The 14,201-nt window shown below is 49.4% G+C and carries 14 protein-coding genes, 1 pseudogene and 1 other annotated feature; of the genes and pseudogenes, 9 read left to right on the top strand and 6 right to left on the bottom strand.

The window, feature by feature from the left end:
• Nucleotides 1–154 precede the first annotated feature (154 nt).
• Nucleotides 155–661, bottom strand: coding sequence for a molybdopterin-binding protein (locus NDK47_RS16160; RefSeq protein ID WP_251870787.1), 507 nt, complete (start codon nt 659–661; stop codon nt 155–157).
• Nucleotides 662–891: 230 nt separating this feature from the next.
• On the opposite strand from NDK47_RS16160, the gene glsA reads away from it, so the two are divergent.
• The 3 genes from glsA (at nt 892) to NDK47_RS16145 (ending at nt 4,009) form a co-directional block, all read left to right on the top strand.
• Entirely contained in the window at nt 892–1,788 is an 897-nt protein-coding gene (gene glsA / locus NDK47_RS16155; protein ID WP_407653449.1) for a glutaminase A, read from the top strand.
• 107 nt (nt 1,789–1,895) lie between these two features.
• Nucleotides 1,896–2,180, top strand: coding sequence for an Fpa/YlaN family protein (locus NDK47_RS16150; protein ID WP_251870785.1), 285 nt, complete (start codon nt 1,896–1,898; stop codon nt 2,178–2,180).
• A 97-nt stretch (nt 2,181–2,277) separates the two neighbouring features.
• Nucleotides 2,278–2,515, top strand: a binding site (T-box leader).
• 159 nt (nt 2,516–2,674) lie between these two features.
• Entirely contained in the window at nt 2,675–4,009 is a 1,335-nt protein-coding gene (locus NDK47_RS16145; RefSeq protein WP_251870784.1) for a sodium-dependent transporter, read from the top strand.
• Nucleotides 4,010–4,084: 75 nt separating this feature from the next.
• Here NDK47_RS16145 and cax read toward each other — a convergent pair whose 3' ends face one another.
• Nucleotides 4,085–5,128 (bottom strand): calcium/proton exchanger, encoded by a 1,044-nt coding sequence (cax, locus tag NDK47_RS16140; RefSeq protein WP_251870783.1) that lies wholly within the window; start codon nt 5,126–5,128, stop codon nt 4,085–4,087.
• Between the two features lie 99 nt (nt 5,129–5,227).
• Between cax and NDK47_RS16135 the strand changes: the two genes are divergently transcribed.
• Nucleotides 5,228–5,485, top strand: a complete 258-nt coding sequence (locus NDK47_RS16135) for a hypothetical protein (RefSeq protein ID WP_251870782.1) — start codon at nt 5,228–5,230, stop codon at nt 5,483–5,485.
• A 79-nt stretch (nt 5,486–5,564) separates the two neighbouring features.
• Here NDK47_RS16135 and sleB read toward each other — a convergent pair.
• Nucleotides 5,565–6,221, bottom strand: a pseudogene (gene sleB / locus NDK47_RS16130) (spore cortex-lytic enzyme); the annotation flags it as partial.
• 231 nt (nt 6,222–6,452) lie between these two features.
• Between sleB and NDK47_RS16125 the strand changes: the two are divergent.
• The gene (locus NDK47_RS16125; RefSeq protein WP_251870780.1) at nt 6,453–8,108 is read left to right on the top strand and encodes a thiamine pyrophosphate-binding protein; all 1,656 of its coding nucleotides are present in this window, start codon (nt 6,453–6,455) and stop codon (nt 8,106–8,108) included.
• 76 nt (nt 8,109–8,184) lie between these two features.
• Nucleotides 8,185–8,514, top strand: a complete 330-nt coding sequence (locus NDK47_RS16120; protein ID WP_251870779.1) for an Asp23/Gls24 family envelope stress response protein — start codon at nt 8,185–8,187, stop codon at nt 8,512–8,514.
• Nucleotides 8,515–8,552: 38 nt separating this feature from the next.
• On the opposite strand, the gene ftsW (NDK47_RS16115) is transcribed toward NDK47_RS16120, so the two are convergent.
• The 3 genes from ftsW (NDK47_RS16115) to NDK47_RS16105 form a co-directional block, all read right to left on the bottom strand.
• Complete coding sequence (gene ftsW / locus NDK47_RS16115) at nt 8,553–9,728, bottom strand: putative lipid II flippase FtsW (RefSeq protein WP_251870778.1); 1,176 nt, start codon at nt 9,726–9,728, stop codon at nt 8,553–8,555.
• Between the two features lie 374 nt (nt 9,729–10,102).
• Complete coding sequence (gene ftsW, locus NDK47_RS16110) at nt 10,103–11,278, bottom strand: putative lipid II flippase FtsW (protein ID WP_251870777.1); 1,176 nt, start codon at nt 11,276–11,278, stop codon at nt 10,103–10,105.
• Between the two features lie 84 nt (nt 11,279–11,362).
• The gene (locus NDK47_RS16105; protein ID WP_251870776.1) at nt 11,363–11,707 is read right to left on the bottom strand and encodes a YugN family protein; all 345 of its coding nucleotides are present in this window, start codon (nt 11,705–11,707) and stop codon (nt 11,363–11,365) included.
• A gap of 190 nt (nt 11,708–11,897) precedes the next feature.
• Here NDK47_RS16105 and NDK47_RS27845 point away from each other — a divergent pair, with 190 nt between their 5' ends.
• From NDK47_RS27845 to NDK47_RS16095, 3 genes are all read left to right on the top strand, one after another.
• Nucleotides 11,898–11,978 carry a putative holin-like toxin gene (locus NDK47_RS27845; protein ID WP_407653448.1) on the top strand — a complete coding sequence of 27 codons (81 nt, stop codon included), beginning with the start codon at nt 11,898–11,900 and terminating at the stop codon, nt 11,976–11,978.
• Between the two features lie 300 nt (nt 11,979–12,278).
• A complete protein-coding gene (locus NDK47_RS16100; protein ID WP_251870775.1) occupies nt 12,279–12,722 on the top strand; it encodes a CBS domain-containing protein in 444 nt (147 codons plus the stop codon).
• A 142-nt stretch (nt 12,723–12,864) separates the two neighbouring features.
• Complete coding sequence (locus NDK47_RS16095) at nt 12,865–13,914, top strand: MerR family transcriptional regulator (RefSeq protein ID WP_251870774.1); 1,050 nt, start codon at nt 12,865–12,867, stop codon at nt 13,912–13,914.
• Nucleotides 13,915–14,201 lie beyond the last annotated feature (287 nt).

Below are 14,201 nucleotides of genomic sequence, written 5' to 3'. Positions count from 1 at the left end.
CCTGCAAAAAGCCATCCTTTTACCCGGATGGCTTTTTTGTACTTTCGGAAATTTTAACTTTGCTAACGCGTTAATGACGAAAGTATAAAAAAATAAGACTCTCGCTACTGGACTTGGCGATAAGCCAAGTTTTTCTAATATGAAAGCAAACGATTTAGTTCTCAGATACGATTTCAAAGGCAGTGATCCCAGTAATGGGAGGTTCCTGTGCCAGAAACGCTTCAGGCAGGTAAAAGTAAACAGGTCCATCGGTGCGAATTGGTTTCCCCTCCTTGGAAAACTGCAGGATCGCTCGCTTCGCTTCGCTAAGGGGGAGCAGGAGAGATTCTCCGTTCTCCCGGTGAATTCGCAAGTGAGTCGCTTCTGGCAGCGGACGGGCATTCTCAATAAATGGCGCCAGTTTTATCGCATAATCGCCTTGGAGAGCTTTTCTCTCTTGAATCAGGCTTTTTCTCTCAGATGGCGGGACAGCCCCTTCTCTCAGCTCTTTGTCCCACTGCGCGCCGGTTCCCTCCAGATATTTTAGTTGATAGCTGGTTTCATCCTCTGTTTCTCCTTGGTAGGAACCAAGGTCAAATTTTCGCTCATCAAAAATCCACACACTCGGGTCCAGGGTAATGGGAAAGGAAACCGCTCCCTTGAACACGATCACATCCGACATGGAACATTCCTCCGTCTCTATTCGATCATCAATCATTGTACCGCAAGCAAAAAGGATGTGGCAAACGAGCAAGTGAGGCTGGCTTTCCCGAATCTTTCCGGGGAATTTTTTGACAGAAACTCTACGGTTTCCTACAATGGAGAAAATAGTTCGTAGATGGCAGAAGCAAATAAAAGGAGGCACAAATGGACCTGACAGATCACAGCGGGCTTCAGCAGCTACTGGAGGATATGATCCGCGACACGGCCGGGGAAGCAGAGAAGGGAGAGGTCGCATCCTACATACCTGAGTTGGCCAGGCAGGAGAAGCACATGCTTGGCATCAGCGTCTGTCTTGTAGACGGCACACTTTTGTCTGCAGGGGATGCGAACCACAGTTTTACCCTGCAAAGCATCTCGAAAATCTTTTCGTTGATGGTAGCCCTGTGCGAACACGGACCTGATTACGTTTTTCAGCGAGTAGGGAAAGAACCGACCGGCGATCCTTTCAACTCGATTATCAAGCTGGAAACAATCAAACCGCATAAACCCCTGAATCCTATGATTAATGCCGGGGCGATAGCCGTAGCCGGTATGATTCCAGGTGCTAGTGTTGAGGAGCGGTTGGACAAGATCCTCCAGCTTCTGCGAAAAATGAGCGGTAATCCTGATTTGCGCGTAAATGAAAAAGTGTATCAGTCGGAAAAGCAGACGGCTGATCGAAATCGGGCACTTGCCTACTTCCTCAAAGACAGCGGGATTCTTCAGGGAGACGTCGAAGAAACGCTCGATTTATATTTTCGGCATTGTTCCATCGACATGACCACTGTTGAAGTGGCCCGACTTGCCGCCGTTCTTGCTGCGGACGGATACGACGCAAGAAGTCGAGAACAATTATTTCCGAGAGAAGTGGCACGGATTTGCAAAACATTTATGATTACCTGCGGGATGTACAATGCTTCCGGTGAATTTGCTATCGATGTCGGCATTCCTGCGAAGAGCGGGGTTGCCGGGGGAATTATGGCTGCCGTTCCTCAGCGCATGGGAATCGGTGTCTTTGGTCCGGCTCTCGACGATAAAGGAAACTCTGTCGCCGGCGTCAAAGTATTGGAAAAGCTGTCTGACCGGTTGGATTTGAGTGTTTTTTAGTCAGGTCGTATTTATATACTTACAGTTGCCAAATCCTCTCCCCTTTTCAAATGGGTCAGAATAACGTACTATGTAAGATAAGGTTGTGGCAAACGGAGGGATAGGTTTTGGCAGAGATTAAGATTCCCGATCTGGAGCAAAAGGCACTGGAATTGCTGCGAGCAGATGCGGACAAGATATTCAAATTGATCGACGTACAGATGGAAAACCTGACGATGCCGCAGTGTCCTCTGTACGAAGAAGTGCTGGACACTCAGATGTTCGGGTTATCGCGTGAAGTAGAGTTCGCCGTCCGTTTGGGATTGATTGAAGAAGAGATCGGACGAGAAATCATGGGTTCCCTGGAAAGAAAGCTGGCGGATCTGCACGAGCTCTACAACCAGAATAACTAAGGGCGAGAGAATGGAAACGTTCCTCGCTTTTCTATTATACAAGAAAACAATCCTTGATTTTTCAATGAGGATATACTAAAGTGAAGAATATTATTTTTGAAAAGCGATGATGGAGATAAGTAGACGACAAGCAGCTTGTCAGGGAGAAATTGTCACAGACTGCAAGCAATTTCGAAGCGTGCCCCGTTGAATTCCCTCCGGAGCCGTCCTTTGAACGCAACTATGGTGCCAGTAGGAGGAGAACCGGGTCATACCCGTTACCAATGTGAAAGTGAGACAAGCGAGTAACAGCGCTTGTCTAATCAGGGTGGTACCGCGAGCAACTCGTCCCTTTGGAGGACGGGTTTTTTCATGTTTTCAAAAAGCATGATTCGGCGAAATGGCAAACGTCAATGGGAGCCAATCTTTACGAAACAATGACCTTGCCCAAATCTGGCACGATTTGTTTCTCGTGGAGCCACCAAGATGGAATGACAGCTATGAGGTGAATGAAAGTGAAACAAACAGATCAATGGACGACCAGACTTGGTTTTATTCTGGCCGCAGCAGGTTCGGCAATCGGCCTGGGAGCCATCTGGAAATTCCCGTATGTTGTGGGGACGAGCGGTGGAGGGGCTTTTTTTCTTTTGTTCCTGCTTTTTACAGTGGTGATCGGCCTGCCGCTTCTTCTTGGAGAATTCGTCATCGGGAGAAGCACGCAGAAGGAAGCCGTCTCCGCCTATAAACAAATTGCACCTGGAACAGCTTGGCATTGGATCGGCAAGCTGGGCGTGGCGACCTGCTTTATCCTGCTTTCTTTTTACAGCGTCGTAGGAGGATGGATACTCAGCTATCTGTATCTCGGGATTGCCGGTCAAATGAAGGGATTACCCTATGACGAACTGTTTCACCGTGTGATCGCGAGCCCTTACGGATCAGTAGGAGCACAGTTCCTCTTTATGCTGATGACAATTTGGGTCGTCGCACGTGGTGTACAGTCCGGTATCGAAGCGGCCAACAAGTATCTCATGCCGGCCTTGTTTCTCTTGTTTCTGGTCTTGATGGTTCGCTCTTTGACGCTTGATGGGGCATTTGCAGGCGTTTCCTTTTTCCTGACGCCCGATTTTTCTAAGATGACGTCGGAATCCATTTTATATGCGATGGGTCAATCCTTCTTTTCGCTGAGTGTCGGCGTTTCCGTCATGGTGACGTACAGTTCTTATTTAGGTAAGCAGGAGAATCTGGTGCGCTCTGCGGGTTCGATCGTGGGATTGAATCTCCTGGTATCCTTGTTTGCGGGCTTGGCCATTTTTCCTGCGGTCTTTTCACTTGATATGGAACCGACAGCAGGCCCGGGGCTTTTGTTTATCATGCTGCCTTCCGTATTTGAACATATCCCGTTTGGAACCCTGTTTCTGCTGATTTTTTTGGCACTGTTTCTGTTTGCTACTCTTACTTCTGCCTTCTCGATGCTGGAGATTATTGTAGCCTCCGTCGCCAAGGGGAATGTCGAAAAGCGGAAACGCTATGCCTGGATTGTAGGAGCACTCATATTTTTAGTGGGGATTCCTTCAGCTCTGTCCTTTGGAGTGTGGGAGGATGTCAGCATCGGCGGGAAATCGATTTTTGACGCCGCTGATTACCTGGTCAGCAATATTCTCATGCCGCTTGGAGCGTTCCTAATTGCCATTTTTGTACCCCTCAGGTTAAAGCGCGAGGTCCTCATCCATGAGCTGCAAGTATCCACAGATTGGGGAAGACGGGCGTTTGCTGCCTGGTTGCTCTTGCTCCGGTATGTGGCTCCTGTCGCGATCATCCTTGTATTTTTAAGCTCACTCAATCTTTTTTAATAAAATGTGCATGAAGAAAAAGGCGCAGGTGTACGAAACGAGTACATGACTGCGCTTTTTCCATGATGGGAGATGTCAGATGAAAAAGAAGGCTGTTCCCAATATAAGATAGACCGCCAGCAGCAAAACACCTTCAAACCAGTTGGTGGCTCCGTCCCGGGTGATCGAGATGGTGATAACCGTAGCCACGCCAATCGCTGCAAGTTCAAATGTGGTGAAAACAATATCCATCGGGCGGCCCATCAACAGACTAATTAAGACTAGTGTCGGGGCGACAAACAGGGCGATCTGCAGGCTGGAACCCACGGCAATCTCGACGGCAGCCCCGATGCGGCCTTTCAATGCCAAGAGCAGGGCTGCACTATGTTCGGCGGCGTTGCCAATGATGGCGATGACAAAGGCCCCGACAAAAAGCTCCGACCAGCCCAGCGACGTGGATACCTGGTGGACACTGTGTACCAGCCACTCCGAAACCACCGCGACGAAAAAAGTGGAAATCCCGAGCATGATCATGGAAACGCTCTTGGACCAGAGGGCCTCGCTTTCATGGGTTTCGATGTCGGACAAAAAATCCCGGTGTGTGATCATGGAAAAGACCAGCCAAAGCACATAGGCGATGATTAAGAGCACGGCGATGACAATACTGAGCGTCTCGATTTTTATGGGCGGAAGTTCCTTCATAAACACTGCAGGGATAAACAGGGCAACGATGGCCAGCATCATCAGGGAGGCATTATGACTGGCGAGCTTGCTGTTAAAGGTTTGTTCCTTGTACTTTAATCCCCCGAGCAACACACTTAAACCCAGGACCAACAGCAGATTGCCGATAATGGCACCCGTGATGGAAGCTTTGACCATCTCGAACAGCCCTTCTTTTACCAGGAAAAAGGCGATGATCAGCTCAGCCGCATTGCCGAAGGTAGCATTCAGAAAGCCTCCGATCCGATCCCCTGCGTAATGCGCTACGCTTTCTGTCGATTTTCCCAGCCAGGCTGCGAGAAATACGATTGCAATAGAAGAGGTGATAAACTGAAAAAGTTCGTTTTCCGTGAAGTAATGGGCGTACCCGGCAAGCAGAAGAATACACCCGACGATGATAAAAAACAGGCGCAGCTTCATCGTTTCACCTCTTTGAGGAAAGAGTTATCATTTTTTCTATTTACATAATCAGCTTATGCACATACTAATCGGTGAGATATCCAAGGAGGTGCAATTCTTATGGCAAAGCCCTATCTTTGTCCCACCTGTAAATCTAACCGAATGAGATTTACTGTTATTGAACAGACACCCCGATACGTGCGGCTTGACCCGCAGTCAGGCGATCTTGTGGCAGAACTGTCTCAGGAACAACTGGACACGTTTCACCAGCCGTTCAAGGGTGAGCCCTATTTGATCCAATGTGGAATCTGTGGTACGACAGAACAGGAAGAGCGTTTTATCAAAATGGCCGAGCATATGCAAGGGCAGCGCCTGTAACCATTGGATGTTGGCGTCAAAAACAAGCGGATAAGAAAGAAAAGAGGCACGGTACAGACCGTGCCTGTTTCCTTTTTGCTTAGCGGCAGAAGATATGTTTGCCGATTTTCTTGATTTGAGGGCGACTCCATATCCAGGCAGAGGTTGCGGTATCCGGGTTAAAGTAGTAGATCGCACCGCCTGTCGGGTCCCAGCCGTTCAGGGCATCCTGCACCGCCTTTTTCGCGGTTTCATTGGGTGTCAGCCATATCTGTCCGTCGGCAACGGCTGTAAAGGCAAGCGGCTCAAAAATGACACCGGCCGGCGTGTTGGGAAAGGCTGCATTGCGGGTTCTGTTCAGGATAACAGCAGCTACAGCGACTTGGCCTACGTAGGGTTCGCCCCGGGCCTCGCCGTGAACGGCATTCGCCATCAAGCGGAGGTCATTTTCAGAGATTCCTTTACTGTGGTAGGTCGTATTGTTGGGAGCCGAAGGTGCAGGAGATGGTGCTGGTGCTGCTTGTTCCACTCCCAGCTCCTCGGCTGTCGGGCGGTATCCCGTCGTGGCATTATACAGCATAAGCTTTGTTTTGGGACCCAAAATACCGTCAATATCCATTCCAAATTCGTACTGGAAGTTGCGCAGGGCCCAATACGTTCTCCAGGAGAAAACCCCGTCTACTTTCCCAGTGTAGAAACCGAGATATTTCAAGCGTCCCTGCATCTCCCTAACATCCTTGCCAGTTGCTCCTACCTGAATGATTTCGTTGCTGAAGGCATCTGTACGGACAGGGTAAAACATGATCGAGGATGTCAAGATCACGGCAGTAGCTAAAAAGGCTAGCAGCCATTTCCCAGGCTGATTCATACCAAGTTCCTCCTTCATATCTCCTACTACAACATAGGTTTCCCGGAAAGACTGGAAACTTTTTAGTAAAATACTGGATAATTCGCCACACTAGAAAAGAGAACGGACAGGAGGTGCGGTATGCAGGTAGCTGACTATGTAACAGAGCAGTTGCGGCTTTGGGGTGTAAAGCACATTTATGGAGTAGCAGGTGACGCTATTCTCCCTTGGCTGGATGTGCTGGGCAAACAAAAGGAGATCCGGTATATTGCGTGCAGGCATGAATCAGCAGCTGCCATGATGGCGACTGCAGAGGCAAAGCTGACGGGCAGGCCAGCCGTTTGCACAGCGACAGGTGGACCTGGGACGTTGAATCTGATCAACGGCTTGGCGGATGCCTACGCGGATCAGGTGCCTGTACTGGCGATCACCGGGCAGGTAGAGACGCACAAACTGGGAAGCAATAGCAAGCAGTTCGTACCGCAGGAGGATGTACTGCGGCCGATTAGCCTGTTCACCACGACGGTGGCCCATCCTGAGGCGATAGGTCACGTCCTGCACAAGGCGTTTGTCACTGCCGGCAGTCAGAGAGGAGTAGCGCATTTGGCTGTTTGCAAAGATATTTTTTCGCGGTCAACTTCGTGGCCGCTTGTGGAGCTGCTCCCCCGCTTGCATACACCTGTGATGATGGATCGGGTGGAAATGAATCATACGGCGGAGCTGCTTCATCGTACCAAAAGACCTGTTGTGCTGTTGGGAAGCGGTTGCCGGCAACAAGCAGCCCTATGCAAGCGATTAGCCGAAGAGTTAGGAGCAGCCATTCTTTTAACGCTAGGTGCAAAAGGGGTTATAGATGAGGCCCATCCACAGGTAGTAGGTGGCCTGGGAGAGGGGGGAAGTATAGCCGGTCTTTCCGTGTTGGCTGAAGCAGATTTGCTGTTCATACTCGGAGCAAGCTGGTTTCCCCGAAGCTTTATACCGGCAGGTCTGCAGGTTGTCCAGGTCGATCATCGCCCTGTCTCTATTCATGCCCATCCCCTTCTTTTTTCTGTAACGGCTGAGTTGGGAGAAGTGCTTCCTCTGTGGATACAACGACTGGAGCGAAAAGAATCCTTCTTCCCATGGCGGGCGCAGGTAGAGGCCTGGCATACTTCTTTTTGGCAGGAAACGGAGAGAATCGTCGCGCAAGGGCAAGATGAGCTGATCAAACCGGAAACCTTGCTGCATGCACTCTCCGAGGTGGTGGATGAAAAAGCAGTCGTCGCTCTTGATACGGGAGAGCATACTTTGTGGTTTAACCGTGCCTTCCGAGCAAAGTCGCAGTTTCCGCTTTTTTCCGGAAAGTGGAGGACGATGGGATACGGCCTGCCTGCAGCAATAGCGGCCAAGCTGAATGGACCTGATAAACAGGTGGTTGCCGTCGTGGGTGATGGAGGTCTTCAGATGAATTTGGCAGAGCTGATGACCGCTGTAGAGAACGATCTCCGTTTTCCCATTATCGTGGTTCACAACAACACATTGGGACTGGAAGAATGGAAGATGGTTCAGGCGGGGCTCACTCCATTTGGAACACGTATCCGGAACCCTGATTTTGTCAAATGGGCAGAAGCTTGCGGAGTCAAAGGGAACCGCGTGGAAACGGTAAAAGAGCTGCTGCCAGCATTGACAGAAGCGGTACATGCCGATGAACTACGTCTTCTCGACATTCAGTGCACCCTTCCGACATTAACCGAGCGAAAACGAGAAATTCCCTTTCAAGCCCAAGCTCCACATGTTTATAATGAAAGAAAAGTCTGAAAGTCACGAGCTGAAAATGCCGATGATAAAAATCAGTGGGCAGCAGGTTAGTGGTAAAGAGAGAGGAGGATGGTCCATGGATACTATGCGCGGTGAGATCCGGGTGGCTGATCAGGTAGTGGCAGTTATTGCAGGAGCAGCAGTGGCGGATATCACCGGTGTCTCGGTGCGCACCGGAGGATTTTATCAAGATTTGGCCAAAAAGCTGGGTGCCAGTGGAAAGGGGATCTTTGTTGCAATAGCAGATGGTGCGGTGTCGATCGAACTGCGCGTGTCCATCAAGTATGGAATACGGATTCACGAGCTCTGCCAGGAGCTTCAGGAAAAGGTGAAGGATCAGGTGGAAACCTTGACCGGATTGGATGTAGAGGCCGTGCATGTGCATGTGGATGGGATCGACATGTAGAAGAAAGACCTGCTCTGAGCGGCAGGTCTTTTCTAAATTTACCGAGCTTCCGTGTACAGATGTTTTTGTCCCTGTTCGACTATCTTTTGCCTGCTCACTTCGCGAGAGATACTGAGCAGGATCCCGCAAGAAAGAAGGATGACCAATAACGAGGAGCCACCGTAACTGATGAAGGGCAGAGTAACACCGGATAGAGGGATCGTGGCGGTAACCCCGCCAATATTGATGAAAGCCTGAATCCCGATCATGCTGATAATACCAATCCCCGCCAAGCTGGCGAAGGTATCCTGCACTTTCAGACAGATCTGAATGCCGCGCAAAAGAAACAGGAGGTAAATAAGCAGGAACAGGGTTGTCCCAATAAAGCCGAGTTCTTCCGACATGACCGCGAAAATAAAGTCGGTGTGCGCTTCGGGAAGGTACAAGTATTTTTGGATGCTCTTGCCAAATCCGGTTCCTGTCCAACCTCCGTGAGCGATGGCGATGAGTGATTGTTTGATGTGGTAACCGGTATTTAGTGGGTCGCTCCATGGGTCCATGAAGGAAGTTAGGCGGTTCCAGGCATGGTTCTTCGTGGTGACGTAAACGATGAAAGCGAGCGTGGATGTCGGAAACCCAAGCCAAAACAGATGTCCGATCCGAGCTCCTCCGCAAATCATGACAATGACGGCTGTTCCAAGAAGAATAGCGGCCGTTCCCATATCAGGCTGAACCACGATTAGTCCACAAAAGAGGCCGGTGACCACCAACGCTGGGAGAAGACCTTTCTTTAAATCTCGGAATCCTACTTCTTTTTTGGAAATGATCGCAGCCAGATAAAGAATTAACCCCAGCTTCGCGAACTCTGCCGGTTGGAGGTTGACTGGACCTAAGCTAAACCAGCGTCTTGCTCCCTGAATATTTTGGCCGATGCCGGGTATCAGTACCAAAAATAAGGCGAGAACACTGACAAAGGCAATCAAGAGAAAATGGCGTTTGTAAAAGGAAAAGGGGATATTCATGGTAATAAGCATTCCGACAGTACCGACGAGTAAGAACACGGCCTGCCTTTTGACGAAGTAGAGCTCATCACCGCCGCATACTTTACAACCATTCACCGTAAAGCTTGTCAGGGCAAAGATCGAGCTTGAACTCAGGACCATGGTGATGCCAAACCCTACCAAGAGGGCCGTCAAAAACAACAATAGAAAGTCGGGGACTCCCCGTGTCTTCATCAGAGAACCCTCCCCCTTGACGTAAAACAGAGAGGTCTTGCTCTCTGTCAGTGGAATGCAATTTATGATGGAGATCCCGATCTGTTTACAGGGATGTAAACTTCTCCAGATCGGCAAGCATTACTTTTTTGTTGCCGATACCCGTACCTTTTCTAACGATTGATTATCCTCCTGCAATGGGTAAGTTAATCATTTCCTTATGATAGTCTGTTTTTGTATGGAGAGCAATGGATAAGTCGTGTCTCTATTCCGATATCCTATTTTTATGAATTTTGAAGAGGGATTAGGCGGGGCTTATAGGGGTTGTAACATGCTCAAGTAGGTGAGAATGACATGAAAAAAGGACCTGCTCACGGCAGGTCATTCTTTGGTTACTACCTATCTAATGCATGTAATTGTTTTTGCCCTTGCTCGATTATCTTCTGCCTGCTCACTTCTCGAGAGACACTAAGCAAGATGCCAGTTGACAGGAGAATAGCCAGCAAAGAGGAGCCGCCGTAGCTGATAAAGGGCAGGGGGACCCCCGTCAATGGGATCGTGGCGGTAACGCCGCCAATATTGATGAAAGCCTGAATCCCGATCATGCTGATAATGCCGATTCCCGCCAAGCTGGCGAAGGTGTCCTGCACCTTCAGGCAGATCTGAATGCCGCGCAAAAGAAACAGGAGGTAAATAAGCAGGAACAGGGTTGTCCCAATAAAGCCAAGCTCTTCCGCCATGACCGCGAAAATAAAGTCGGTGTGCGCTTCGGGAAGGTACAAATATTTTTGGATGCTCTTTCCAAATCCGGTCCCCGTCCAACCTCCGTGAGCGATGGCGATGAGCGATTGTTTGATGTGGTAACCCGTATCCAGCGGGTCGCTCCATGGGTCCATGAAAGAAGTTAGGCGGTCCCAGGCATGGTTTTTCGTCGTGACGTACGCAATAAATGCGAGGGTCGACGTCGGAAACCCGAGCAAAAACAGATGACTAAGCCGCGCGCCGCCGCAAATCATGACGATGACGGCTGTTCCCAGAAGTATAGCGGCCGTTCCCATATCAGGCTGGATCACAATCAGTCCACAAAAGATACCAGTGACCACTAATGGTGGGAGAAGACCTTTCTTTAAATCGCGGAATCCGTCTCCTTTTTTGGAAATGATCGCAGCCAGGTAGAGAATTAACCCCAATTTGGCGAACTCAGCCGGTTGGAGATTGACAGGTCCTAAACTAAACCATGATCTTGCCCCCTGAATCTTTTGACCGATGCCGGGTATCAGTACCAAAATCAAGGCGAGAACACTGACAAAGGCAATCAAGAGAAAATTACGCTTGTAAAAAGAGAAGGGGATATTCATGGTAATGAGCATTCCGACAGTACCGACGAGTAAGAATACGGCCTGTCTTTTGACGAAGTAGAGCTCATCACCGCCGCATACTTTACAACCGTTCACCGTAAAGCTTGTCAGGGCGAAGATCGAGCTGGAACTCAGAACCATGGTGATGCCAAACCCTACCAAGAGGGCCGTCAAAAACAACAACAGAAAGTCAGGGACTCCCCGTGTCTTCATCAAAGAACCCTCCCCTTTGACGTAAAACAGAGAGGGGGTTCCTCTCTGTCGGTGGTGTGCGATTTATGATGGAGTTCTTACAGATTACAGGGCGGTAAGCTTCTCGTTCAATACTTGCAGCTTCCGTTTTGCTGTTTGTACAACCGAATCCGGAATCGGGGAATCGTAATCCAGACCGTGTGGGAACAGATGCTTGCCCATGTATGGTTCGCCCAATTTGAGCAGTGCGTGGCTGTCTTCCAGTTTTCCTTCGATCACATCCGCTTCGATGCGCAGGTAGTAAACGGTACCTTTATCTTTCAGTTCATAGTCGTATGTAGCGTGTTTGTAATCCCAAGCTCCTCGTACAAAACCCAGGTCATTCATGTAGTGATCCAGATCGGCAAGCATGACTTCTTTGTTGCCGACGCCCGTGTCCTTGATAACCATTGATTTTCCTCCTACAAATGGTAAGTTATTCACTTCCTTATGATAGTCTGTTTTTGCATGGAGTGCAATGGATAAGTCGTGTCTCTAGCCGGATGCCCACTTTACCATTTTATGGTATACTCTATAGCTACAGTAGGTGCGCTCCTCAAGGGTGGCGGTTCATCCCCGTTTTTGGAAAGGGGGTGATAGCATGACAGTATATGAAGCACTAAGTCTGATGCTAGCGTTCGGGACCTTAGTCTTGATGCTGTCAACCAGTAAAAAGAAATGACCTCCCCTTCATAAGAAGTCGGGAGGTATGCCAAGAAAGTTGAGAGCCGCCCCCCGCCATCGGGGAACAACTATTGTACGCTTCGACCGTATGGGTGTTGCCGCACCCTACGGTCTTATTTTTGTAAAGATAATTCCTTATGTTTCTCTGCGTGGTCTGCTTTTGGAAACACCACTTTACCATCTTACCACAATGCCCGGAAGCATTCCTAGTCGGAAAATGGAACGCTTGACCAATGCGCATGAAACCTTTTTCCTGAGGACAAACTACAGTTGTTATCAGGAAAAGGAGGAGAGAAATATGGCAAAAGTTGAAAATCGGACACTGCGTGAAATTATGACCAAAGATGTTGAAACCGTTACCCTTAAAGATAATGTATATGAGGTTTCTTGCAAGATGCGCGATTGGAACGTGGGGGTTATCCCCGTAGTTGACGAGAAAAATGATGTCATCGGGATGATTACGGACCGGGATATCGTTATCCGTGGACTGGCAGAAAAACGCGAAGGTTCGGCAGCAGTAGAAACGGTGATGACGCGCGATATTATTCTCGGCCGTCCCGAAATGACTGTGGACGAAGCTGCCAAAATTATGGCCCAGCACCAAATCCGCCGATTGCCTGTTGTGGAAAACGGAAAAATGGTCGGGATCGTCGCGTTGGGTGACATGGCTGTCCGTGAGGTTCACCACGACGAGGCTACGGAAGCTCTCTCGCAGATTTCAGAGCCGCTCGGCAATCAGTAATCGGTAGAAGATCGCCCACGGGAATCGGTGTATTCATGAAGAGGCTGCTGCTTTGGCACAGCTTCTTTTTTTCTGAGCACTTTACCTTTCCCTAACGGTAAGGTTTACAATGAAGGCAGAACCTTGGGAAAGGAAGAAGCACGTGCAAATCAAAGAAATGGCAGAACGGCTGCAAATTACGCCGCGGGCGATACGTTTCTATGAGGAAAAGGGCTTGATCGCTCCCAAAAAAGCTGATCATTCGGGCTATCGAATCTTTTCCCAGGAGGATGTCTGGCGGCTGCAAACCATTATCACGCTGCGAGAAGTCGGGATGCCGATTGAAGATATCCGAGAAATCCTGCAGCGGATTGACCAAGAGGAAGACAGCCTGCTTCATTACCTGGAAATTCAACGCTCCTGCATGTACGATCGATGGGTTGAGCTTTCAAGAGTCATCCAGACAACCGAGCAAATGATTGGACGTGTAAAGAAGCACCAGGGGATCGATCCCGCCTCCCTGTTTGAATTGGCAGAGGGAAACAAGCGCCTCCGGCAAATGAGAGACAATTGGGTCGATCGCTGGAATTTTAACCAGATTGCAAACCAGTATGATGCGATGGTTACCAAGAAAACACGCGGGTTTTATCCGTACGAAGAATACGAGCGTATCCTGGAAGAGACTTTCCAAGAGACAGCGCCGTTACCGGAGGAGCTTGGATTGGATGCGGGAACAGGTACCGGAAATCTGGCTAAACGCTTCAGCGATGCGGGGATCAAAATGTGTGCTTTTGATCAGTCGCCGCAAATGCTGAAGGTCTGCCAACAGAAAAATCCTGCAATTGAGACCAAGCTGGGCTCATTTTTTGCTTTTCCGTATTTAGAGAGCCAATTTGATTTCGTCGTGACGAGTCTTGCCCTGCATCACCTTACTGACGAGCAGAAAACGCTCGCTTTGGCCGAGTGCAAACGGGTCTTAAAATCAAGCGGGCGCCTGATCATTGCGGATTCCATGTTTGTGGATAATGAGCAGCGCGCCTCCCATCTCCACGAGTTGCGGCTGTCAGGAAATTTGGAGGCCGTGGCTGAGATTGAGGACGAATACTACGCGAACCGCTCCAAACTGATGACAGATTTGCGGGAGCTGGGTTTTTCCGTCCAGGCTCGGCAATTGACTACCTATGTCCATCTCCTTACCGCCAAGCTGGGTTAAACGGGCTTCTCAACTTTTGGGCTCATCCAGACTGACACCCAGATTGCCTGATGCATAGGCTGTAACGAGAAGGAAAGGGGGACTCCACCATGGGGTTGTTCGATGGTTTTTTTGACCGGGAAAACGATGATCTACTGTGGATCATTATCGTTGTGGTCGTGCTACTGTTCTTCTTTAACAGTGATCGGGATTAAATAAGTGAAGCAGGTAGCCCGGGTTACATGAAAGAAAAACGACCTAAAATGAGCGGGTCGTTTTTTTGTATTCCTGATTCTCGCCGGAAATTT

Source organism: Brevibacillus ruminantium (assembly GCF_023746555.1).
GTDB classification, from domain to species: domain Bacteria; phylum Bacillota; class Bacilli; order Brevibacillales; family Brevibacillaceae; genus Brevibacillus; species Brevibacillus ruminantium.
This window is presented reverse-complemented; position numbering and strand designations above follow the sequence as displayed.

Excerpts from the sequence above, each read along its gene's own strand:
- NDK47_RS16160 (WP_251870787.1), bottom strand. The coding sequence starts at position 661 with ATGTCGGATGTGATCGTGTTCAAGGGAGCGGTTTCCTTTCCCATTACC.
- ftsW (WP_251870777.1), bottom strand. The coding sequence starts at position 11,278 with ATGAAGACACGGGGAGTCCCTGACTTTCTGTTGTTGTTTTTGACGGCC.
- cax (WP_251870783.1), bottom strand. The coding sequence starts at position 5,128 with ATGAAGCTGCGCCTGTTTTTTATCATCGTCGGGTGTATTCTTCTGCTT.
- NDK47_RS16120 (WP_251870779.1), top strand. The coding sequence starts at position 8,185 with ATGGATACTATGCGCGGTGAGATCCGGGTGGCTGATCAGGTAGTGGCA.
- NDK47_RS16125 (WP_251870780.1), top strand. The coding sequence starts at position 6,453 with ATGCAGGTAGCTGACTATGTAACAGAGCAGTTGCGGCTTTGGGGTGTA.
- NDK47_RS27845 (WP_407653448.1), top strand. The coding sequence starts at position 11,898 with ATGACAGTATATGAAGCACTAAGTCTGATGCTAGCGTTCGGGACCTTA.
- glsA (WP_407653449.1), top strand. The coding sequence starts at position 892 with ATGATCCGCGACACGGCCGGGGAAGCAGAGAAGGGAGAGGTCGCATCC.
- NDK47_RS16105 (WP_251870776.1), bottom strand. The coding sequence starts at position 11,707 with ATGGTTATCAAGGACACGGGCGTCGGCAACAAAGAAGTCATGCTTGCC.
- NDK47_RS16100 (WP_251870775.1), top strand. The coding sequence starts at position 12,279 with ATGGCAAAAGTTGAAAATCGGACACTGCGTGAAATTATGACCAAAGAT.
- ftsW (WP_251870778.1), bottom strand. The coding sequence starts at position 9,728 with ATGAAGACACGGGGAGTCCCCGACTTTCTATTGTTGTTTTTGACGGCC.
- NDK47_RS16135 (WP_251870782.1), top strand. The coding sequence starts at position 5,228 with ATGGCAAAGCCCTATCTTTGTCCCACCTGTAAATCTAACCGAATGAGA.